The sequence below is a fragment of the Sphingopyxis sp. CCNWLW2 genome, from assembly GCF_037095755.1.
Taxonomy (GTDB): domain Bacteria; phylum Pseudomonadota; class Alphaproteobacteria; order Sphingomonadales; family Sphingomonadaceae; genus Sphingopyxis.
In genome coordinates, this window is record NZ_JBAWKJ010000002.1 from 1020897 (window position 1) to 1043185 (window position 22289).

A 22289-nucleotide genomic window follows, 5' to 3' on the forward strand; every position below is an offset into this window, starting at 1 on the left:
AGCCATGCCCGTCCTGCGCCAGGTTCCCCGCTCGGAAGTCACCGACGAGACCGTCCTTGCCTATTACAACCGGCTGTTCGGCGACCGCGACCCCGTCGCCGAGCCCGGCACCGCGACCGGCACGCCCGGCGACTGGTGGACGGTCTTCGCGCTGTCGCCCGACATCTTCGAACATGCGGTCAAAGGTTTCGCCGTCTATCGCAACCCGGCGCGCACGATCGATCCGGTGCTGCGCGAACTCGGCCAGACGCGCGCGGGCTGGGTCAAGGGCAGCCAGTTTGTCTTCTCGCAGCATTGCAAGTCGCTTCGCGGCCTCGGCGTCAGCGAGGAGAAGATCGCCGGCATCGCCTATTGGCAGGTTGCCGATTGCTACAATGAGCAGGAGCGCACCGTCCTCGCCTATGCCGACTGCCTTGCACAGGCGAGCGGGCGCGTTCCGCTCGAGGTGTTCGACAAGCTCAAGACCTTCTGGAACGACGAGCAAATTTTCGAATTCACCTACATCACCTGCCTCTATGACATGCATGCGGTGATCACCCGCGCGCTGCGCATGGAATATGACGCGCGCGAGGATCCGATCGTCGAAGTCGCGGCGCCCGAAGGCTTCAACGCCGCCGACTTCCTCAGCGCCCCGCGCCCGGCGAACGGATGAACGGCTTCGGCGCACCCGAGGTCGTCGCGACGGGACTTCGCTTTCCCGAAGGCCCGGTGCCGATGGCGGACGGGTCGGTGCTGCTCGTCGAGATCGCGCGCGGCACGCTGACCCGCGTCACAGTCGATGGCGAACTTTCGGTCGTTGCCGAACTCGGTGGCGGTCCGAACGGCCTCGCGATCGGGCCCGACGGCGCGGCCTATGTGTGCAACAATGGCGGCTTCGAATGGATCGAGGCGGGCGGCCTGCTGTTCCCCGGTCACGCCGCGCATGCCGAAGCCTGCGGGTCGATCCAGCGCGTCGACCTGACCACCGGCGCAGTGACGACGCTTTACGACAGGTTCGAGGGCGAGCGGCTCAAGGGACCGAACGATATCGTCTTCGATGCCGACGGGGGTTTCTGGTTCACCGACCATGGCCAGGTACGCGACACCGGCCGCGACCATGGCGCGATTTATCATGCCGCCGCCGACGGGTCGAAGATAAGCCGCCAGCGCGCCGACATGATGGGGCCGAACGGCATCGGCCTCTCCCCTGATGGCAGTACGCTGTACGTCAGCGAGACGATGACCGCGCGTGTCTGGGCGATGGACATCGTGGCGCCCGGCGAACTCGCCCCGCCCCCACCGTGGGCGCCCGGGCGCTTCGTCGGCGCCCCGCCCGCCTTCCGCCTGCTCGACAGCATGGCGATCGAGGAGAGCGGGCGCATCTGCGTCGGCACGATGGTCGAGGGCGGGGTCACGATTTTCGACCCCGATGGCGGCGGCTCGGAATTCGTGCCGCTACCCGATGTCGGGATCACCAACATCGCCTTTGGCGGCGCCGATCGGCGCGATGCTTATATTACGGCATCGACGACGGGGACGCTGTATCGTGTCCGCTGGCCGCGCCCCGGGTTAATCGTCAACTAAGTTGACGATTAACCCGCAAGATGATAAAGAGACGGGGAGAGGATAAGATGAAATTCTATAACAGCGTTGGCCCCAACCCGCGCGTCGTGAAGCTTTTCATGGCAGAAAAGGGTATCGAAATCGCCGAGGTCAGCGTCGACCTGCGCGGCGGCGAGAACCGGCGCGCGCCGTATAATGTCGATGTGAACCCCGCCGGTCAGACCCCCGCGCTCGAACTCGACGACGGCAGCTTCATCTGCGAAGTCACCGCGATCTGCGAATATCTCGACGAGCGTTTTCCCGAGCCGACGCTGATCGGATCGACGCCCGAAGAGCGCGCCAAGACGCGCATGTGGACGCGCCGCGTCGACCTCAAGATTTGCGAGCCGCTGACCAATGGCTTCCGCTTTGCCGAGGGCCTGCCGCTGTTTGAATCGCGGCTGCGCTGCCTGCCCGAGGCCGCGCCGGGGCTGAAAGCAACCGCACAGGACGGGATCGAATGGCTCGACGGGCAGATCGCGGGGCGCGAATTCATCGCGGGCGACGCGATCAGCCTCGCCGACATCATGCTGTTCGCGTTCCTCGATTTCGGCGCGACGGTCGGCCAGCCGATCGATCCCGCATTCACCAACATCGTGCGCTGGTACGAGCGGATGAAAAGCCGCCCCAGCGTCAACGCAAACTGAACCACAAGGAGACGGATCATGGCTGCAGCAAATAGCGAATTCGAATTCTGCGGGGTCAATCACCTCGCGCTCGTGTGCAAGGATATGGCAAGGACGGTCGAATTCTACCGCGACACGCTCGGCATGCCGCTGGTCAAAACGCTCGACCTGCCCGGCGGGCGCGGCCAGCATTTCTTCTTCGACATCGGCAATGGCGACAGCCTCGCCTTCTTCTGGTTCCCGAACGCACCCGAAGCGGTTCCCGGCATTTCGGCGCCCGAGGCGCTGCCGACACGGGGCAATTTCATGTCGGCGCACGGATCGATGAACCACCTCGCGATCAACGTCCGTGCCGAAAAATTCGACGAATATTACCAGAGGCTGGTCGACAAGGGCGTCGAGGTCACCCCGATCCTGAACCACGACAATTCGCCGACGCAGTCGTCGCCCGAGATGAACGACGACGTCTATGTCCGCTCGGTCTATTTCTTCGACCCCGACGGCGTCTGCCTCGAATTTGCGGCGTGGACGAAGGTGTTCGACGAAAGCGATGTCGCGCACGACCCGGTGCAGGCCGACGGCACCAAGCGCGAAGGCTTCATCACCGGCCGCAACCCGGTGCCCGCCGAATAGACATTCCCAAAAGTACACTGGGAACTCCTCCTGGACCCGGCCTTTGGCCGGGTTCTTTTTTGTGGAGGTTGGCGGGCTGGCCGTTATCGACCGATGGTAGCCATTCTATATCTTACTTCGTCATCCCCGCGAAAGCGGGGACCCAGCGAGCCGACACTGCTACTGGATTCCCGCTTTCGCGGGAATGACGAGTTGGGGGGATGGCAACCGGAAAGCTACCCTACCGCCCTGTCACGCCCCTCCCAATAGGGCGCGCGCAATTCGCGGCGCAGCACCTTGCCCGACGGGTTGCGCGGCAAGGTCTCGATAAACTCGATGCTCTTGGGAATTTTATACGCCGCGATCCGCTCGCGCGCCCAAGCGACGACATCGGCGGGGTCGAGCGTCGCGCCCGCCGTGGGCACGATCAGCGCCTTGACGCTCTCCCCCCATTTTTCGTCGGGCACGCCGATCACCGCGACATCGGCGACGCCGGGGCAGCCCATGATCGCGCTCTCGACCTCGGCCGGATAGACATTCTCGCCGCCCGATACGATCATGTCCTTGATGCGATCGTGGACGTAGTAGAATCCGTCGGCGTCGCGATAGCCGACGTCGCCGGTGTGGAGCCAGCCGCCCGCGAGCGTCTCTTCGGTCGCCGCGGCGCGGTTCCAATATTCCTTCATCACGATGCCGCCACGGATCGCAATCTCGCCGATCTCGCCCTCGCCGAGCTCGCGGCCATCGCCGCCCAGGATCGCCATCGCGGCGCCCGGCCAAGGCTTGCCGCACGAGGTGAGCTTGCCCGGCAGATCATGCGCGCTCGGCGACAGATAGGAGCCGCCGCCGGCCGACTCGGTCATGCCGTAAAATTGCACGAAGTCGCAGCCGAAGGTCGCGCGCGCGCGGCGCAGCACATCCTCGGCGATCGGCGACGCGCCATAGGCGATCGACTTGAGCGCGGGATAGGCGCCGCTGTTCGCATCGGGCTGGAGCAGCATCATCTGGATCATCGCGGGCGCGAGGAAGGCGTGCGCGACATTTTCCTCGCGCATCATGCGCACCGCGTCGGCCGCGGTGAAATCCTTGACGAGCACGAGCCGCCCGCCCTGCGCGAGCCCCGAGAAGCTGACGTTGGTGCCCGCAACGTGGAACAGCGGCATGACGATCATCACCGTCTCGTCCTCGCCATAAGCAAAGCCGTCGACCTCGGTCGCCGCCTCGAGGAAGGTGCGGTAATTGGCGTTGGTGAGCACGACACCCTTCGGCAGGCCAGTCGTGCCGCTGGTGTAGAGCTGGAGCACATCGTCGGTGAGCTCAGGCGGATCGGCGAGCGGTGCTTCGGATGCATCGCCGAGCCATGCATCAAACGGCTCGAACGCGGGATGTTCGCCATAAAGCGCGATCAGTCTTGGCGGTGTCGCGAGGTCGGCGACCGCGGCGAGCGCGCAGTCGAAGAAATCCTCGCCGACGAATAACAGTTTCGGCCCGGCATCGCCCAGGATGAAGCCGATCTCGGCCGGCGCGAGGCGGCAGTTGATCGGCGCGAAACAGGCGCGTGCCCGCGCGGTGCCGAAGAAGAGCGGATACCAGCCGTCATGATTCTTGGTCAGCGCCGAGACGCGGTCGCCCGGCGCCACGCCCGCCGCGATCAACGCGTGTCCGACGCGGTTAGAGCGCGCATCGAGCGCGGCAAAGCTCGTCTCGCGCGTCCCGAACTTTACCGCGGTCGCCTGCCCCCGCACGCGCGCCTGCGCCGCCGGAATATCCGCCAGCGTCCGGATGGCCTCCAGATCGATCATTTTGCTCTCCCAATCGTCGTTTCGACTTGAATTAGATAGAATACTAAGCAAATGCTTGGCCAGCCCAAAAATGAGAGGAATGGCCTTGTTCGACCACCCCATCCTGCCGACAACGATCGTCGGAAGCTACCCCCAGCCTGACTGGCTGATCGACCGCGAGCGGCTGAAGGCCAGCCTGCCACCGCGCGTGCGCGCCGAAACGCTGTGGCGTGTCCCCGAACCCTGGCTCGCCGACGCACAGGAAGCCGCCACCCTGATGGCGATCCGCGATCAGGAAGAGGTCGGGATCGACATCGTCGGCGACGGCGAAATGCGCCGCGAAAGCTATTCGAACCGCCTCGCGACCGCGCTGTCGGGGATCGACCGGGAAAAGCATGGCTCCGCGATCGACCGCACGGGCAACGCGAACCCTGTGCCGCTCGTTTCGGGTCCGATCCGCCGTGTCGCGCCGATCGAAGCGCAGGACGCGAACTTCCTCCGCCGTCATTCGACAAAGCCGGTAAAGCTCACCCTGCCCGGCCCATTCACGATGACGCAGCAGGCCGAGAATGGCTATTATCCGGACGCGCGGTCGCTCGCGATGGACTATGCCGACGCGGTCAATGCCGAGGTCAAGGATCTGTTCGCGGCGGGTGTCGATGTCGTCCAGCTCGACGAACCCTATCTGCAGGCGCGCGCCGCCGAAGCGAACAGCTATGCGATCGAGGCGATCAACCGCGCGCTCGACGGCGTCGGCGGCACGACCGCGCTCCATATCTGCTTCGGCTATGCGATGGTGCACCATGGCGCGGGCGCGACGGGGCCCAAGCCCAAAGCCTATGATTTCCTCGCCGAACTCGAGGCGTCGGCGATCGACGTCATCTCGATCGAGGCAGCGCAGCCCGGGCTCGACCCCGCGATCCTCGCCGAGCTGCCAACCAAGACGATCATGTACGGCGTGCTCGACCTGTCGATCCCCGAGGTCGAAACGCCCGAGGTCGTCGCGGGGCGCATCCGCGAGGCGCTGCGCTATGTTGACGCCGAACGGCTTTGGATCGCGCCCGATTGCGGGATGAAATATCACAGCCGCGAGCATTCGCAGGCCAAGCTGAAGGCGATGGTCGACGGGACCGCGATGGTACGGGCGGAGCTGAAATAGGGTTTTGAGGTGTTCCCCGGCGAAAGCCGGGGCCCATAGCGGGGCCGACTGGACCCCGGCTTTCGCCGGGGAACACATATGTCAGCCGTCGACGAATTCCGTCAACAACGGCACCACCACCTCGGGCGCCTCGACCGTCGGCAGATGCCCTGCCCCTGCCACGACTTCGAGCCGCGCCCCCGGGACCGCCCCCAGAATCTCGTCATGGTGCGCGCGGCTGGTGATGCCGTCCTTCTCGCCCCAGATCAGCAAGGTCGGCACCGCGATCTCGCCGAGCCGCGGACGGCTGTCGATGCGTGCCATGATCGCGCGCTGCTGCGCGAGGAAGGTATCAGCGCCGGTATCGGCCGCCATCGCCCGCGCGATACCGAGCAGGCGCGCATCGCTGCGCTTCTCCTCGGGGAAGAGGATCGGGATGCGTTCCTCGACAACCTGGTCGAACCGGCCGCTTTCGACGAGATCGATATAGCCCTGCCGCCGCGCGGTCTGCGCCGGGCCATCGGCCGAGGCGAGCGTCGAGATCAGCGCGAGCTTCTCGACGCGATCGGGCGCGCGCCGCATCACCTCGAACGCGACGAAGCCGCCCATCGCGTGCGCGACCAGCGCGAACCGCGGCGGCGCATTGTCGAGCAGGCGCTGCGCGAAACCCTCGATGGTGTCGTCGCTCCGGTTATCGGCAACGATCACTTCGCGATCGCCCCACGCATCGGTCAGCGGCTGCCAAACGGCGTCAGTCAAAAGCTGACCGGTTATCAAAACAATAGGAAGAGACATTAGACCACCTGATGAAGAAGATTTTCGTTGGCCGCGAGCCGACGGCAATTTTCCTGTGCGACCGTCAGGCTGCGCACGAGCGTTTCGGGCGTGAGCCATGCGATATGCGGCGCGAGCACGACGCTCGGCAAGCCGAGCAGCGGATTGCCGCGCGGCAAGGGTTCTTCGGCGAAAACATCGAGCCCGGCGCCGCACAGATGGCCCGTGGTCAGCGCCTCGACCAGCCGCGCCTGATCGACCAGTTCGCCGCGCGCGGTGTTGACGAGCACCGCCCCCTTCTTCATCGCGAACGGATCGACGCTCGCGCGTGTCTCGTCGGTGAGCGGCATGTGGAGCGAAACGATATCGGCTTCGGCGATCAAGTTGTTGAAAGGGCGATATTCATACGCGCAGTCACGGCGATGGCGCGCGGTATAGACGACGTTCGCCCCGAGCGCCGCCAGCACCGGCGCGAGCAGCTGCGCCGAATGGCCGAAGCCCACCAGCCCGACGGTCCGGCCCGCAATCTCCCCGACACTGTCGAGTTCGGACGGATCGGCGGTCCACCCCTCGCCGGCGCGGGTGCGCCCATCGAAGAAGCAAGTCCGGCGCAGTACCGCCATCATCAGCGACAGCGCCATTTCGGCAACCGCCTGGCTGTTGGTGCCGGGCATGTTGCAGACGGCTACTCCATGGTCACGGGCGGCATCGAGCGCGATCGTATTCACCCCGACACCGAGCTTCTGGATCAGCTTCAATTTCGGCGCCGACGCGATGAATTCGGGTGTCACGGGGGTCAGCACGTGGAGCAGCGCGGTGATATCCGGCGCAACCGCATCGAGTGGTGCCGCCTCGTCGACATGAGTCACCACACCGGGGCCGAAGATCGCATCGACGGCTTCGCGGAAGCCGGGACTCGGGCGAGCGTGGAGGACGATCATGCCGCGACCCGGCCGATCGATCCAGCGAAGGCAGAGAAGCCCGCGAACGCCGCGTCGCCGCCCATCGCTTCCTCGATCCGCAGCATCTCGTTCCACTTCGCCATGCGTTCCGACCGTGTGAAGCTGCCGACCTTCAATTGCCCGGCGTCCCATCCGGTCGCGAGATGGGCGATGGTGACATCCTCGCTCTCGCCCGAGCGCGCCGAGACGATCGCGCCCCAACCGCGCGCCACGGCAGCGTCGAGCGCAGCCTTTGCCTCGGTGACGGTGCCGACCTGATTGACCTTGATCAGCGCGGCGTTGCACACCCCCGCATCGCCCGCCCGTTCGACACGCGCGGCATTGGTGACGAGCACATCGTCGCCGATGATCTGGACGCGGTCGCCGATCGCGGAAGTGACGGCGGCCATCGCCGTCCAGTCGTCCTGCCCCGCGGGGTCCTCGATCGACAGGATCGGATAGCGACCCGCCCATTCGACGATACGCGCGGCCATCGCTTCGCTCGTCAGACGTCCATCGTCGAGCGCGAGGCTGTAGCCCGAGGCGTCGCCGAGCTCGTTCGCGGCGATATCGAGCGAGATGAACACCTCCTCACCCGCGCGGTGACCGCTCGCCTCGATCGCCTTGGTGAGCGTGTCGAGCGCATCCTCGTTCGACGCGAAATTCGGCCACCAGCCGCCCTCGTCGGCGACCCCCGACAAGGGCCCCTTCGCCTCCATCAGCTTGCCCGCCGCGCGGTAAACATCGTCGGTGATCTCGAGTGCGCGACGGAAGCTGCCTGCCTTCGGGCACATCACCATGAAATCCTGCACGTCGGTGCGACGTCCCGCGTGCGCCCCGCCGCCGAAAATCTGGATTTCGGGCAGCGGCACGCGCACCTTGCGATCCCCGGCGAGATAGCGCCAGAGCGGTTCGCGCGCGTCCGCCGCGGCGGCGTGGAGCACCGCCATCGACACCGCGACAACCGCGTTCGCGCCGAGCCGCGCCTTGTTCGGCGAGCCGTCGAGGTCGCAAAGCGCCGCGTCGACCGACGCCTGCTCGCGCGCATCCATGCCTGCGATCGCCTGCGCAATCTCCGAGCCGACCCCCGCAACCGCGCGATTGACGCCAAAACCGCCGAACGCTTCGCCGCCATCGCGCAGGTCGATTGCCTCATGCGCCCCGCGCGAGGCGCCCGCGGGAGCGATCGCGCGCCCGACCGCGCCCGATTCAAGCACGACTTCGGCCTCGACGGTGGGCCGGCCGCGCGAATCCCAAAGCTGGCGGCCGGTGACGGAGGCGATACGCGAGGTCATGCAAAAGTCCTTTTCCAGTTGGCGACGAGCACGTCGATCAGCGACGGCGCGACAATCAGCCCCCGCGCCTGATCGCGCACGACGCGCTTATGTTCGGGGTCGGTGAGATAGGGTGCAGGCGACTTGCCCTCGACGCGCGCGAGGAGCAGCGCCGCGGTGAGCTTGCCCGCGCGGAGCAGCAGATCGTCGGCATCCTCCCAATCGGTACCCGCGCGATAGGCGGAGACCAGCACGGCGGCCGCCTCATTCAATTGCACATCGCCTGACCAGACCGCCTTGAGCAGCAAGTGCGTCGTGCAGAAAGCGAGGTCGAAGGCCGGGTCGCCATAGACGGCGCATTCGGCGTCGAGGAACACCGGGCCATCCGCGCTGACGAGGATGTTTTTCGGACTGACGTCGCCATGGACGAGCGCGATCTTGCGCGAGGACAGATCGTCGGCAAGCGCCGTCAGCGCGAGCGCCAACTCGCTATCCTGCCGGGCAACATGGAGCAAGAAGGGATCGACGCGGAGCGCGCGAAACATGTCGTCATTGGGGAAGTCGGCGCGGTCGGCGTCGTTAAACGCGGTCGCGGCATGGACGGCGGCAATCCCCTGCCCCACCTGCGCGGCAAAACCGGCGTCGATGCGGCCCGCCATCAGTTCGTCCTTCCACACCGGGCAGCCGGGCAGAAAGCGCATGGCGAAGGCGTGGCCGGGCAGTTCGGCGAGCACCTCCGGCACAATCCGCGGATCGACGCCGCGCGCGCGTTTGAGCCAGCGCACCTCGCTCGTCCCGCGCTCGACGGGGGCGAGCCATTCGGCGGCGACGCGCAGTTGCGGCAGCGGCCGCTTGACGACGATCGGCCCCGAGGGCGTCTCGACCTTCCACACGTCGCACGACACGCCGCCGGTCAGCGGTTCGAGAACGATATCGCCCTCGCCCACCAGCCCGGCGTCGCGCAATCCGTCGATGATGTCGGCGTCGGCCGTCACGTCACAGCTTCTCCCGGATCCACGCGCCGACGAGGTCGGCGGCGTTCTGCCGTTCTTCGATCGAGTCCTCGAAATAATGCGCGCCGGGGATCAATTCGAGCTTCTTGTCGCTGCTCCCGAGGAAATCGAAGATCTTGCGCGCGTCGCTCGGAAAAACGCCCGTGTCGGCGGTTCCCTGCACGACGAGCGCGGGCGTGTCGTGTTTGGCGAGGTGCGGCTGCCCCTGACAGGGCGAGGTTTCGAGGCTCCACATATTGAGCCAGGTCTTGATCGTGTTCGCGCGCCCGATGCTCGGCGTACGGTTCGCGGTCGCAGGGTCGCCGCGATAGCACCAGTTGGGCTTGCGATCCGACGGATCGATCGACGGGTCGACGCAGCGGATATCGCCCCAGCACCGGAACATCGGAAAGATGCGGTCGGGAATGCCCGCCGCGTTGAGCCGTGCGAGCTCGGCCTTCGCCCAGTCGGTGATGCGCTGGTTGCGCGCGCGCTGGCCGGCGCGATATTTCGCGATGAATTCGTCCGAATAGGGCGGGCCGTTGTCGGGGTTGAACGGGTCGAGCTCGGGGTCGGTGAGGGTCGGATCATTCTCGTCGATCACCGACGCGTCCATCCAGTCGGTGAGCACTTCGGGACGCCCCTGGTGCGCGTTGAAGCTGATATAGAGATCGCCCTTGATCAGCTGCGCCAGCGCGTCCTGCCCGACCGAAGGCAGGCGGTCGGTCAAGGTCGGCGCGATCGCTTCGGCCTGATAGGCGCCCATCAGCGAGCCGCCGCCCGAGTTGCCGAGGATGACGATCTGCTCGACGCCCGCCTCTTCTTTGAGCCACTTTATTCCGACGCCGATGTCGAGGATCGCATGTTCGAGCAGGAACTGGTCCTCGAACCCGCGATAGCGCGTGTTCCAGCCGAGGAAGCCGAAACCCTGCCGCGCGAAATAGGGCGCGATATAATGTTCCTTGAAATCGACATTATAATGGGTGGCGATGATCGCGACCTTCGGCCGCTTGCCCGCCTCGGTCCAATAAATGCCCTGGCACGGATGCCCGCCCGCCTGAATACGCGGCGCGGTCGGCGACGCCAGCCCTACGAATTGCGCGTCCAGTCCTTCGATCCCGTTCGGGTCCATCATCGTCTCTCCTGTTTATGATTATGTCAGCGGGTGACTTCAAAGGGCAGCTCGTACCCCTCAAGCCCCGCGCGGATCGCTTTCTTGTCGATCTTGCCCGTCGGCCCCAGCGGGATTTCCGCAACGAACAATATGTCGTCGGGCATCCACCATTTGGCGATCTTGCCGTCGAGAAAGGATTTGAGATCGTCGGCGGAGGCGCTGGCGCCGGGCTTCAACTGGCACAGCAGGATCGGCCGCTCGTCCCATTTCGGATGCGCGATCCCGACAACGGCGGCGTTGGCGACCGCCTCATGCCCCATCGCGATATTCTCGATCTCGATCGAGCTGATCCACTCGCCGCCCGACTTCACGACATCCTTCGCGCGGTCGGTGATCTGCATATAGCCTTCGCCATCGATCGTGCTGACGTCGCCGGTGTCGAAGAAGCCTTCGGCGTCGAGCACGTCGCCACCCTCGCCGCCATAATAGCCGCCCGCGATCGTCGGCCCCTTGACCATCAGCCGCCCCGGCGTCTTGCCGTCGTGCGGCAGGCGGTTGCCCGCATCGTCGACCAGCTTCATCTCGAGTCCGCAGAGCAGCCGGCCCTGCTTGAGCTTATACGCCATCTGCTCGGCGTCGGATTTCGCCGCGACCGCGGCACTGGGCACCGACACCGTGCCGAGCGGCGAGGTTTCGGTCATGCCCCAGCCCTGGATGACGTCGACACCATAATCGTCGCGGAACGTCCGGATGATCGATTCGGGGCACGCCGATCCGCCGATCGTGACGCGCTCCAGCGTCGTGAAGCGCTTTCCATTTTCCTGCATATATTGCAGCAACATCTGCCACACTGTTGGCACGGCCGCCGAATAGGTCACGCCCTCCTCTTCGATCAGATTATAGATCGATTCGCCGTCCATTCGTTGCCCGGGCAAGACCAGCTTCGCGCCGACCGCGGGCGCCGAATAGACGACGCCCCACGCATTGGCATGATACATGGGCACGACGAGCAGCACCGTATCGCGCGCCGACAGGCCGAGTGCGTCGCGCTGCAAGGTCATCAGCGCATGGATATAGTTAGACCGATGCGAATAGAGCACGCCCTTGGGATTCCCCGTCGTGCCGCTGGTATAGCAAAGCCCGCACGCCGCATTTTCGTCGAACCCGCCCCAGACATATTCGGCGGGTTGCCCGGCAATCCAGTCGTCGAAGGCGGTCGCGGCAAAGCTGGTTTGCGGCATCGACGCAGCGTCGCAGAAAAAGATCACCTTCTCGATCGACGGCACCTGCGGCAGCAATTGCTCGACGAGCTCTGCGGTCGCCGGGTCGGCGATCAGCAGCCGATCGCCCGCGTGGTTCGCGATATAGGCGATCTGTTCGGGAAAGAGCCGCGGGTTGAGCGTATGGAGCACCGCCCCCATCCCCGCCGCACCGTACCAGGCGGCGAGGTGCCGCGCGCCGTTCCACGCCATCGTCGCGACACGGTCGCCGGGCTTAATCCCCTCGGCGGCGAGCGCGTTCGACACGCGCTTCGCATCGGCATGGACGTCGGCCCAGGTCGAGCGGGTGACGCGCCCTTCGGCATCGCGCGACACGATCTCGCGCGCGCCGTGCCAGTTCGCCGCATGATCGATGATCCGGTCGACCGTCAGCGGCACATTCTGCATCAACCCGTCCATGCGACTCTCTCTCCATTCTCGTTACAATAGATAGTATGCTAAGTATTTTACCTTTGCAACGCCGCTCTGCCTTGCTTCGCTCGCTCCGCTCTTCTAGCTTGCTGACGTCGGCACCCCGCCGGCAACAGGGGCATATCATAGCGTCCATGCGCACCAACCAGCTTATCATCGCGCTTTTCCAGCGCTTCTGCTGGCTCGACGAAGGGCTTCAAGCGCGGCTCCACGACCATGGCTGGCCCGACGTCAACCGCCCGCAATCGATGGTGATGACGAATATCGTCAGCGGTATCGTGCGCCCGTCGGACATCGCGCGCAATCTGGGCATATCGCGGCAGGCGATCCACAGCACGATTAGCCAGATGGTGAAGCTCGGCATCGTGCAGATGGAAGTCGATCCCGCCGACCGCCGCCACATGATCGTGTCGCTGACTGACCTTGGCGCGCGCATGCGCAAGGACGCGCAGCGCTCGATGGACGAGCTTACTGCACAAATCGCGGCCAAGCTGGGACAGGACAAGTTCGACGCCCTGTTCGCGGCGCTCGAGGCCGACTGGGGCGACAATATCGACCGCCCCGCCGCCGCCCCGCGCCGTTAGGTCAGGACCTAGGCCGACAGCGCCTTCGCGACCGCGATCAGCCGTCCGGCGGTCATTTCGACCAGCGACGCCGGCAGCGGCTCCTTCAAGCTGCCATCCTCGGCAAAGGCGGCGTGCGCATTCGGCACCAGCACCTGTTCGGGAATCACCAGCATCTGGATCGTCGAGAGTATCTGGCGCAGATGCATCAACCCGCGGAGCCCGCCGAACGGACTGATCGACGCCGACATGATCGCCGCCGCCTTGCCGCGATAGGCGGTCAGCGCAACCATACCCTCGTCCCCGGTCGGGCGGGAGGCCCAGTCGATGGCGTTTTTGAGCAACGGTGTGAGCGAGCCATTATATTCGGGGGAGATGAAGAGCAGGCCGTCCTGCGCGACGAAAAGCGCCTTAAGCTTCAGCGCGTCGGACGGAAAATCGTTCGCCTCGCGCGCCGCCGAATAGAGCGGCAGGTCGAACGCTGCGAGATAGACCCGCGTCACGGTTGCGCCCTGCGCTTCGAGACTCGCCGCGGCGACCTCGCCCAATGCGCGGTTGAACGATCCCTCGCGGGTGCTGCCGACGATGACGGCGATGCTGGTCATTTTCCCTCCCGGACATATAGTTAGAATGCTAACTTATTGTCCGGGTGCACGGCAAATGCAAGCGGTCAGGCCTTGATGTCGGAAAGCACCGCGAGCTTGCGCGTTTCATCGCCAAGATTGTCGATGACGCGGCGCATCAGCCCCTGCAGCACCTCGACCTCTTCGTCGGTCATCCCCTTGGTGGCGATCTCGTGAATCTCGGCGTTCATCGGCGCGAGGATCAGTTCGAGCTTCTTCGCATGCGGGGTCAGGTGAATGAAGGTCTTGCGGCGGTCGTCGGCGGTCTTCTTGCGCGTGATCAGCCCGGCCTTTTCCAGTCCCTTGAGCGCAACGACCGTCGTCGGTTCGCGCATGCCGACGCGTTCGCTGAGTTCGCGCTGGGTGATGCCGTCCTCGCGCCATAGCTGGCGCAGGAAACGCCACTGTCCCGCCGACACGTCGTGCGTCAGCGTGCGGCGCTCGAGCAACCGCGAGAAAGACCGGAAAACGACGCGCGCCAGATAGCCGATGCTGTTTTCCGGATCGGTATAATATTCGGCTGGATGCCGGTAATCCTGTGTTTTCTTTGCCAAAACCCTGCTCCCCTGTCGCGGTCCCCGGCGCCCGGCGCCGGTCCGCGCGAGCGCGAACCTTAGGACGCGAAGATTCGCGCGGCAACTGTCTTCATCGCCGTCCTGCATCGCATGGTGCGGCCAACTCCGCGATAATGTTGGACAAGATCGGTCAATCCATTTACTTAGAATACTAAGTTAATGGAGGCGATGTGCAAAAATTTACCCGGACGAAAGCAGTCGCGGCCCCGCTGCCACTCGCCAATGTCGACACCGACATGATCATCCCCGCGCAATATATGAAATCGCTGACCCGCTCGGGGCTTGGTAAACATCTGTTTCGCGAGCTTCGCTTTGCGGCGGACGGGAGCGAGCGTAGCGATTTCATCCTGAATCAGCCGACATGCCGTAGTGCGCAGGTGGTCGTCGCCGACCGCAATTTCGGCTGCGGGTCGTCACGCGAGCATGCGGTGTGGGCGCTCACCGACTTCGGCATTCGCTGCGTCATCGCGCCAAGCTTCGGCGATATCTTTGCTGGGAACGCCCGCAAGAATGGCCTGCTGCTGATCCGCCTGCCCGACGCAACATGCGCGCGGCTGCGCGACGAAATCGCGCTCGCCCAATATGCGCCGGTCGAGGTCGATCTGGATGCACAGCAGATACGGCTCGCGTCGGGCGAGGCGATCGATTTCGCGATCGATCCCGATGATCGCCGGATCCTGATGGATGGGCTCGACGACATCGCCCGCACGCTGCGCCACGCCGATGCGATCGCGCGGTTCGAAGCGACGCTCTAGAGTCTGACCCTAGCCGGGCACTTCGGGCACCGCGATGCAGCCCGCAATCGCACTCGCCGCCGCGAGAGCCGGGCTCATCAAATGGGTGCGCCCGCCGCGCCCTTGCCGGTTCTCGAAATTACGGTTCGACGTCGCGGCACAGCGCTCGCCGGGCAGCAGCCGATCGGCGTTCATGCCGACGCACATCGAGCAGCCGGGCTCGCGCCAGTCGAACCCCGCGTCGCGCAGGATGCGGTCGATCCCCTCTTCCTCGGCCTGCCTTTTGACCAGCCCCGACCCCGGCACGACCATCGCGCGAACATGCGGCGCGACGCGGCGGCCGCGCACGACCTCTGCGACGACGCGCAAATCCTCGATCCGGCTGTTGGTGCAGCTGCCGATGAACACGCGGTCGAGCCGCAATCCGGCGATCGGTGCGCCCGGCGTCAGGTCCATATAGGCAAGCGCACGTGTCGCTGCCGAACAGGCTTCGGCGTTCGTCAACGCAGCCGGATCGGGAACCAGTCCGTCGATCGCGGCAACCTGCGAGGGGTTCGTGCCCCAGCTTACCATCGGCCGGACATCGCGCGCGTCGACGCGTATCTCGCGATCGAATAGCGCCCCATCGTCACTTGCGAGGGTCGCCCAGCGCGCTTGCGCTATATCCCACGCCCTCCCTCCGGGCGCCGCGGGCCGACCCGCCAAATAGGCGAAGGTTGTCGCATCGGGTGCGACCAGTCCCGCGCGCGCGCCCATTTCTATGCTGAGATTGCAGAGCGTCATTCGCGCCTCCATCGACAGCGCGCGAACGGCTTCGCCGGCATATTCGACGACATGCCCTCCCGCACCGTCGACGCCGATCACGCCGAGCAGGTGGAGCGCGAGATCCTTGGCGTGGACGTGCGGCGCGAGCACGCCATCGACCGTCACGCGCATGTTGCGCGACCGCCGCTGGCGGATCGTCTGCGTCGCCAGCACATGCTCGACCTCCGACGTGCCGATGCCGAACGCCAGCGCGCCGAAGGCGCCATGGGTCGAGGTGTGGCTGTCGCCGCAGACGATCGTCATTCCCGGCTGCGAGCGCCCCTGTTCGGGGCCGACGACATGGACGATGCCGCCGCGCGGGTCACCCATCGGGAAATTCTCGATCCCGAAATGGCGTGTATTGCTGACCAGCGCTTCGAGTTGCGCGCGCGCTTCGGCATCGGCAACCCCGGCGGGGCCCGCCGCCTGACCCGCGGTCGGCACATTATGATCGGACAGCGCGAGCGCGAGCTCGGGACGCCGCACCGCCCGACCTGCCGCCGCCAGCCCCGCGAAGGCTTGCGGCGAGGTCACCTCATGGAGCAGGTGCAGGTCGATATAGAGCAAAGTTTCGCCGTCATCCTCGGCGACGGCGTGCGCATCCCATATCTTGTCGTAAAGCGTGCGGGGCCGGTTCACAGTTTCCCGATCGTTTCGCGCCGCGGCCCCATAAATCCGAACAGATAGGCTGCGACCTTTCGCATTTGTATTTCCTCGGCGCCTTCGGTGATGCGGTAGCGGCGGTGGTGGCGGTAGATATGTTCGAACGGCTTGTGGCGTGAGTAGCCGATGCCGCCATGGACCTGCATCGCGCGGTCGGCGGCTTCGCAGACGAGCCGGTTCGCCCAGTAGTTGCACATGCTGACCTTGTCGGAGAGCGTGCGCTCGACCTCCTTGTGCGGGGTATTGTCCATGTCCCACGCGGTCTTGCGAATGAGCAGGCGCAGCATCTCGGCCTGCGTCGCCAGCTCGACGAGCGGGAACTGGATCGCCTGGTTCTTCGCCAGCGCCTCGCCGAACGGCTTGCGGGTCCGGGCGTATTTCACGCTTTCCTCGATGCAATAGACCGCGGCGCCGAGCGACGATGCCGCCTGCCGGATGCGGTTCTGGTGGACGAAGCTCTGCGCGATCGCGAGGGCGCCGCCCTCGGGGCCGAGCCGCGCGCTGTCGGGAACCCACACATCGCTGAACGTCATCCTTGGATGGTCGGTCGGCATGTTGAACGTCCACAGATACTCATCGACCGTCATGCCCGGCGTGCCGGTCGGCACGAGCAGGCAGGTGATGCCCTTCGCATCGCCGTCCTCGCCGCTGGTGCGGCAGAAGGTCGCGCAGTGCGTCGCGCTGTGCATGCCGGTGATCCACATCTTGCGCCCGTCGATCCGCCAGCCGTCGATGCCGTCGCGGGTCTCCTTGACCGCGCGCGTCTCCATATGCGTTGCGTCGCTGCCATGGTCGGGCTCGGTCAGCCCGAACGCAGTGCGGCGCTTGCCTTCGAACCCGCCGAGGATAAATTCCTGCTTCTGCTCCTCGCTCGTCGCGAACTGCTCGAACATCTCGACGAAGGGGAAGTTGCCGACGATGCTGTGCTCGTTCTGGAGGTCGTTGTGGAGGCCAAGGCCCTTCGCCGCGAAGTGCTCGCGGATCACCGCCATCGCGAGGTTCGAGCCGTCCTTGCCGCCGTATTTCTTCGGCGCCGAGAAGCGCCAGTGGCCCGCGGCGTCGGCCTTGCGGGTGGCTTGGCGTAGCAGCGCTTCCCACTCGTGGCGCGGCAGCCCCTGATTGTCCCAGTCGGTGCGTGCATGCTCGCGCCGATGGTCGAAGAAGCGGATATTGTCGTCCGCCAGTTCGAGCGGCCTGATCTCGGCCTCGATAAACGCGTCGAGCTCGTCGAGATACGCCTGCAAGGCGGCGGGCATCGCAAAGTCCATGTCTCTCTCCCTGTTATCTCTATCCGCGCCAGTCGGCGCGCGCCGCGGCGAGCGCGGCATATTTGGGGCTGTCGATCGCGCATTTATCGAGCACATCGCGCCGCAGCTTCGCGAGCAGGCCGGGTTCGGCGAGCGTCGTGGTTCCTGACAGCAAGGCCTCCGACAGCGCCTTGTCCTCGGCGCGCACGCCCGCACCCAGGTCACGCAGCACGATGCTGAGCGCGTTCATCGCGACCACCGCCTCGAACTTTGCATGCCCCTCGGCGCCCGGCTTGATCGATCCCTCGATCCAGTCGCGCACCGCCTGCACGATCTCGCGGTTCGTCGGCTCGCCGGTCGGCGCCGGTGCAGCGCCGGGAGACGCGGGCAGCGCCCTTCCCCGCTCGGCCTCGGGCACCTCGTCCTCGAGCAAGCGAACGAGGTCGAGCTCCTGCTCCGCCGTCCGCCGGCCGATGACGACGCGCTCGACCGTCGGGTCGGCGCCGCTCCGCCACATCTGCCCCATCTGCAGGCAGCCGAGCGCCCACCAGAGCGTCCGGTAGATCAGCCAGAAGCGGAAGCGGCCGCGATCGACCTTCGTCCCGCCCGCCGCCTCATAGGCCGCAAAATACTCCTCGAGGCTGCCGACCCCGAACGCCGGTTTATCGAGCATGCCGAAGCGCCAGACGGTCATGCAGCCGAACGCCAGATCCTCATGCGCGTCGCCGCGGTGCGCGAGTTCCCAGTCGAGCACCGCCGCCAGACCGTCGGCGCCCACCATCACATTGCCCATGCGGTAATCACCGTGGACGAGCACCGGCGGCGCCGGTTCGGGCAGATGCTCCTCGCACCAGCGGATCGCCAGCGCGATCACCGGGCGGTCGCCGCCGTACGACAGAAAGCGCGAGCGCAGCTCCGCCAGCGCCGCCGCCGTGTCCATCAGCGGGATCGCAGCGGGCACGCGGTCCAGTGGGATACGGTGGATCCGTGCCAGCTCGCGGCCGAGATCCTCCAGCAGCGACGGCGGCGGACCCGCCAAGATCATCGCCGGCGACACCTCCGCCCGCACCCGCCGCATCACATAACCCGTGCCCAGCCCGTCGCCCGGCTCCAGCACCCCGACGACCTCGGGCGCCTTCACCCCCGCATCAAACGCCGCCATCACCAGCGCCGCCTCGTCGACATGCCCGAACGGGCGGTCCGCCATATAATCCGCCGACGGCGCGCGCCGCAGCACATAGCCCGACGTCCCGCCCGCACCCGCCCAATCGAACGCGAAGCTCTCCATGTTCGCACCGCCCGACAAACGCGTCAGACCCGACAAAACGCCAGAACCGACAATCCGGGTCATCAAGGCTGGGAGTAGGGCCGCAACGTCGGTCATGCGAACGGCATCCCGCGCACGGATAATCTGAACATATTTGGCATTCCACCCCGCATCGCCGGCGCCTTCTCGCATGGTTGTTTTGCTTAGTATACTAACTATATGCGATGAATCTTTTGGCGGCAAGTAACCTTGAGCGCGTCGACGGCGAAACTCTCCGCAAGCACCCGGAAGCAACATCCCGACCACCCAAAGGAGGCCGATTATGACCCGACACATCCGCACCCTGTTCACCGCCGCACTCCTGCTCGCGAGTCCCGCCATCGCGGCGATGCCCGCGCCCGAAGGCCTCAGCCGGACCGACCTTCAGCGCCACGACCTCTCAGCGCCCGGCCGCGAGACGATCCAGGCGCGCATCGATATCGCGCCGGGCGTGGTCGCGCCGTGGCATCGCCACCCCGGCGAGGAGGTGATCTACATCATCGAAGGAACGCTCGAATATCAGCTCGAAGGACAGGCGCCGGTAACGCTGAAAGCCGGCGAAGTGCTGTTCGTGCCGGCGGGTGTCGCCCACAAGGCACGCAATCGCACGGCCGTGAACGGCGCCGAACTCGCAACCTATATCGTTGAAAAGGGTAAGCCATTACTTGTTCCGGCCGAAGTAATCGAGGCGCGCTAACGCCCCCACCGACCATCCGATAAGGCAATATTTAGAATTGGGAGGTAAAAGGACGACGGGGACCAGGGAGGGAATGCATGTTCAGCGTCCTCGAATGCGTCGTTTATCAGCACGATCTGCGATTCGTCCTGATTGCAGCGCTCGTCTGCATCCTCGGGAATATCAGCCTTTTTGTCGTCCTGGGCCGCTCGACGCACTGCGTCGACGCGCGCCGACGTCACTGGCTCATGGTCGCGGCGGTGGCCGAAGGCGTCGGCGTGTGGGCGACGCATTTCGTCGCCATGCTCGCCTATCGCGGATCGATGCCGATCCGTTTCGACGTCGGCCTCACCATCCTGTCGGTTGCAATCGCGATCGGTTTCTTCTGGTGCAGCTTTCGATTGCTCGGCAAAGCGCCCAGCGCCGGACGCTGCGCCGCCGCTGCCGCAGGCGCGGCCGTCGGCGTAGCGGCGATGCATTTCACAGGCATGGCATCGATCATCGCACCGGCCCGCGTGACCTATGACCTGGTTCCGATCATCGTCTCGCTGCTGCTATCGGGGCTGTGCTTTTTCGCCGCCTTCCTGGCATTCGCACGAACGAAGGGCTGGACGAAGGTCGCCCTGCCCGCGGGTTTCGCGGTCCTCGCGATCGTCATCCTGCACTTCACCGCGATGTCGGCCACCACGCTCGTCCCCGATCCGACGCGCGGCGACATATTGGGAACGGCGAACAGCCGCGACTGGCTCGTCCCGGCGATCGTGATTGCCAATGTCGCGCTGGTCGCGCTGGCGCTCACCGGTTCGCTCGTCGACCGCTGGCTCACCGACGCGCACGGGCTGGCCGATGCAACGCTCGAGGCGCTCGCGATCACGTATGACGGACGGATCGTCGAGGTGAACGCGCGGCTTTGCGCCCTGCTTGGCGTCAGCAGCGGCGCGATCGTCGGCAGTACGCCCTCCGACTGGTTCGTCGCGAGCGACGGCAGCTCGTTCGAGGCGCCCGACGGCCATTCCGCCGAGGCGCGCCTCCGCAACAGCTTCGACGAAGACCATATCCTGGAAATTGCGACTCAGACGATCGAATATCGCGGGCGAAGCTGCCAGGTTCTTGCGATCCGCGACTTGTCCGACCGGAAACGCGCGCAACGGGCGATCGAACATCTGGCATCCCACGACCCGCTGACGGATCTGTCGAACCGTGCCCACTTTGGGCGCGCACTCGACGCGGCGATCGACGCGAAAAAGCCCTTTTCCCTGCTCGCGCTCGACCTTGACCGGTTCAAGGCGGTGAACGACATCTTCGGCCATGGTGCGGGCGACGAAATCCTGTGCCGGATCGCCGACATTCTCCGCTCCGTCGTGCGCGCCGACGACATTGTCGCGCGCATCGGCGGCGACGAATTCCTCATCCTCCAGACCGGCGTGTCGGAACCCGACGAAGCACGCAAACTTTCGGCGCGCATCCTCGATACGCTGGCGATCGAAATGGACGTCGCGCGCGATCCGATGGCGGTCGGGGTCAGCATCGGCGTCGCGCTCTTTCCGCAGGACGGAACCGACGCCGAGGTGCTGCAACGCAACGCCGATACGGCGCTCTATCGCGCGAAGAATAACGGAAGGGGCAACGCCGCCTTCTTCGATCAGGAGATGGACGAGCTCGCGCAGGAACGCCGCGCGCTCGAACATGACCTGCGACACGCGATCGCCCGCGATCAGCTTTATGTCGTGTACCAGCCGCTCGTCGCGACCGCCTTCGCCTCGGTGATCGGTTATGAGGCGCTGCTCCGCTGGAATCATCCCGAACGGGGCGAGATCGCGCCCGACGATTTCATCCCTGTTGCCGAGGAAATCGGTGCCATCGTTGCGATCGGCGAATGGGTGCTGCGCGAAGCCTGCCAGGCGGCGGCGGCCTGGCCCAAGAATGTATCGGTGGCCGTCAATGTGTCGACGATCCAGTTCCAGGTGCCAAACCTGCCCGCCGTCGTTCGCGACGCGCTGTCGCAATCGGGGCTGGAGGCGCATCGGCTCGAACTCGAAATCACCGAGACCGCTTTTCTGCGCAACAAGCACAGCGCGCTGAAGGCGCTCCACGAAATCCGCGCGCTCGGCGTCCGGATCGCGATGGACGATTTCGGCACCGGCTATTCGTCGCTGAGCAATCTCAAGGCCTTCCCGTTCGACAAGATTAAGATCGACAAGAGCTTTGTTGCCTCGATTTCGGACGACGAAGCTGCGCGGTCGATCGTGCGCGCGATCATCGGGCTCGGCCGCAGTTTCAACATGCCGATCGTCGCCGAAGGGGTCGAAACGCCGGAACAGCGCCAGATGCTGCTCGACGAGGGCTGCCCGCAAGCGCAAGGCTATTATTTCGGCCGCCCGGCTGCCGATCCCTTTCAGGCAGAACCTTGGCCCGATTTGGAAAAGCGCGACGCTGAGGGCTGAAGCCCCGAAGTCAACGATAGCCTTCGCGCGGCGAATGGGGCACAAGCCTTGCGATGGCAGGATATGGGGGATCGATTTGGCCGGTGCGGGACCTTCGGTCCGCCGGCGAGCCTGATTCCACTGCCGAATG

Annotated in this window: 21 protein-coding genes; 9 read left to right on the top strand and 12 right to left on the bottom strand. The window is 65.4% G+C overall.

Going from position 1 to position 22289, the window contains the following annotated elements; translation table 11 throughout:
* The first annotated feature begins 4 nt into the window (after window positions 1-4).
* From V8J55_RS16075 to V8J55_RS16090, 4 genes are read left to right on the top strand one after another with little or no spacing between them, the layout of a single operon-like run.
* Window positions 5-652, top strand: coding sequence for a carboxymuconolactone decarboxylase family protein (locus tag V8J55_RS16075; RefSeq protein ID WP_336446594.1), 648 nt, complete (start codon window positions 5-7; stop codon window positions 650-652).
* Window positions 649-1563: an SMP-30/gluconolactonase/LRE family protein gene (locus V8J55_RS16080; protein WP_336446595.1), complete on the top strand. Its 915-nt coding sequence runs from the start codon at window positions 649-651 to the stop codon at window positions 1561-1563. The genes V8J55_RS16075 and V8J55_RS16080 overlap by 4 nt, the downstream gene beginning before the upstream one ends.
* A 47-nt stretch (window positions 1564-1610) precedes the next feature.
* A complete protein-coding gene (locus tag V8J55_RS16085; protein WP_336446596.1) occupies window positions 1611-2228 on the top strand; it encodes a glutathione S-transferase family protein in 618 nt (205 codons plus the stop codon).
* Window positions 2229-2246: 18 nt separating this feature from the next.
* Window positions 2247-2840: a VOC family protein gene (locus tag V8J55_RS16090; protein ID WP_336446597.1), complete on the top strand. Its 594-nt coding sequence runs from the start codon at window positions 2247-2249 to the stop codon at window positions 2838-2840.
* A 215-nt stretch (window positions 2841-3055) separates the two neighbouring features.
* Here V8J55_RS16090 and V8J55_RS16095 read toward each other — a convergent pair whose 3' ends face one another.
* A complete protein-coding gene (locus V8J55_RS16095; RefSeq protein ID WP_336446598.1) occupies window positions 3056-4621 on the bottom strand; it encodes a long-chain-fatty-acid--CoA ligase in 1566 nt (521 codons plus the stop codon).
* Window positions 4622-4700: 79 nt separating this feature from the next.
* Here V8J55_RS16095 and V8J55_RS16100 point away from each other — a divergent pair, with 79 nt between their 5' ends.
* Window positions 4701-5759: a cobalamin-independent methionine synthase II family protein gene (locus tag V8J55_RS16100; RefSeq protein WP_336446599.1), complete on the top strand. Its 1059-nt coding sequence runs from the start codon at window positions 4701-4703 to the stop codon at window positions 5757-5759.
* An 81-nt stretch (window positions 5760-5840) separates the two neighbouring features.
* Here the strand turns inward: V8J55_RS16100 and V8J55_RS16105 are convergent, their stop codons facing one another.
* From V8J55_RS16105 to V8J55_RS16130, 6 genes are read right to left on the bottom strand one after another with little or no spacing between them, the layout of a single operon-like run.
* Complete coding sequence (locus tag V8J55_RS16105; RefSeq protein ID WP_336446600.1) at window positions 5841-6497, bottom strand: alpha/beta fold hydrolase; 657 nt, start codon at window positions 6495-6497, stop codon at window positions 5841-5843.
* A gap of 35 nt (window positions 6498-6532) precedes the next feature.
* The gene (locus tag V8J55_RS16110; protein WP_336446601.1) at window positions 6533-7453 is read right to left on the bottom strand and encodes an NAD(P)-dependent oxidoreductase; all 921 of its coding nucleotides are present in this window, start codon (window positions 7451-7453) and stop codon (window positions 6533-6535) included.
* Window positions 7450-8748 (bottom strand): phosphopyruvate hydratase, encoded by a 1299-nt coding sequence (eno, locus tag V8J55_RS16115; RefSeq protein WP_336446602.1) that lies wholly within the window; start codon window positions 8746-8748, stop codon window positions 7450-7452. The genes V8J55_RS16110 and eno overlap by 4 nt, the downstream gene beginning before the upstream one ends.
* Window positions 8745-9722 carry a phosphotransferase family protein gene (locus V8J55_RS16120; RefSeq protein ID WP_336446603.1) on the bottom strand — a complete coding sequence of 326 codons (978 nt, stop codon included), beginning with the start codon at window positions 9720-9722 and terminating at the stop codon, window positions 8745-8747. Before V8J55_RS16120 ends, eno begins: the two co-directional genes overlap by 4 nt.
* 1 nt (window position 9723) lies before the next feature.
* Complete coding sequence (locus V8J55_RS16125; protein WP_336446604.1) at window positions 9724-10854, bottom strand: alpha/beta hydrolase; 1131 nt, start codon at window positions 10852-10854, stop codon at window positions 9724-9726.
* Between the two features lie 23 nt (window positions 10855-10877).
* A complete protein-coding gene (locus V8J55_RS16130) occupies window positions 10878-12512 on the bottom strand; it encodes a long-chain-fatty-acid--CoA ligase (RefSeq protein ID WP_336446605.1) in 1635 nt (544 codons plus the stop codon).
* 146 nt (window positions 12513-12658) lie between these two features.
* Between V8J55_RS16130 and V8J55_RS16135 the strand changes: the two genes are divergently transcribed.
* Window positions 12659-13108, top strand: a complete 450-nt coding sequence (locus tag V8J55_RS16135; protein ID WP_336446606.1) for a MarR family winged helix-turn-helix transcriptional regulator — start codon at window positions 12659-12661, stop codon at window positions 13106-13108.
* Window positions 13109-13116: 8 nt separating this feature from the next.
* On the opposite strand, the gene V8J55_RS16140 is transcribed toward V8J55_RS16135, so the two are convergent.
* Together V8J55_RS16140 and V8J55_RS16145 are read right to left on the bottom strand one after the other, a co-directional pair.
* Window positions 13117-13692 carry an NADPH-dependent FMN reductase gene (locus V8J55_RS16140; RefSeq protein ID WP_336446607.1) on the bottom strand — a complete coding sequence of 192 codons (576 nt, stop codon included), beginning with the start codon at window positions 13690-13692 and terminating at the stop codon, window positions 13117-13119.
* A 65-nt stretch (window positions 13693-13757) separates the two neighbouring features.
* A complete protein-coding gene (locus V8J55_RS16145; protein ID WP_037515957.1) occupies window positions 13758-14264 on the bottom strand; it encodes a MarR family winged helix-turn-helix transcriptional regulator in 507 nt (168 codons plus the stop codon).
* Between the two features lie 191 nt (window positions 14265-14455).
* Here V8J55_RS16145 and leuD point away from each other — a divergent pair, with 191 nt between their 5' ends.
* The gene (leuD, locus tag V8J55_RS16150; RefSeq protein ID WP_336446609.1) at window positions 14456-15040 is read left to right on the top strand and encodes a 3-isopropylmalate dehydratase small subunit; all 585 of its coding nucleotides are present in this window, start codon (window positions 14456-14458) and stop codon (window positions 15038-15040) included.
* 9 nt (window positions 15041-15049) lie between these two features.
* On the opposite strand, the gene leuC is transcribed toward leuD, so the two are convergent.
* The 3 genes from leuC to V8J55_RS16165 are packed head-to-tail and all read right to left on the bottom strand — an operon-like array spanning window position 15050 to window position 19117.
* A complete protein-coding gene (gene leuC, locus V8J55_RS16155) occupies window positions 15050-16462 on the bottom strand; it encodes a 3-isopropylmalate dehydratase large subunit (protein ID WP_336446611.1) in 1413 nt (470 codons plus the stop codon).
* Window positions 16459-17754: an acyl-CoA dehydrogenase family protein gene (locus V8J55_RS16160; RefSeq protein ID WP_336446612.1), complete on the bottom strand. Its 1296-nt coding sequence runs from the start codon at window positions 17752-17754 to the stop codon at window positions 16459-16461. Before V8J55_RS16160 ends, leuC begins: the two co-directional genes overlap by 4 nt.
* Window positions 17755-17773: 19 nt before the next feature.
* A complete protein-coding gene (locus V8J55_RS16165; RefSeq protein WP_336446613.1) occupies window positions 17774-19117 on the bottom strand; it encodes a phosphotransferase family protein in 1344 nt (447 codons plus the stop codon).
* 205 nt (window positions 19118-19322) lie between these two features.
* On the opposite strand from V8J55_RS16165, the gene V8J55_RS16170 reads away from it, so the two are divergent.
* Together V8J55_RS16170 and V8J55_RS16175 are read left to right on the top strand one after the other, a co-directional pair.
* A complete protein-coding gene (locus tag V8J55_RS16170; RefSeq protein WP_336446614.1) occupies window positions 19323-19736 on the top strand; it encodes a cupin domain-containing protein in 414 nt (137 codons plus the stop codon).
* A 77-nt stretch (window positions 19737-19813) separates the two neighbouring features.
* Window positions 19814-22159, top strand: coding sequence for an EAL domain-containing protein (locus V8J55_RS16175; RefSeq protein WP_336446615.1), 2346 nt, complete (start codon window positions 19814-19816; stop codon window positions 22157-22159).
* The last annotated feature ends 130 nt before the right edge of the window (window positions 22160-22289 follow it).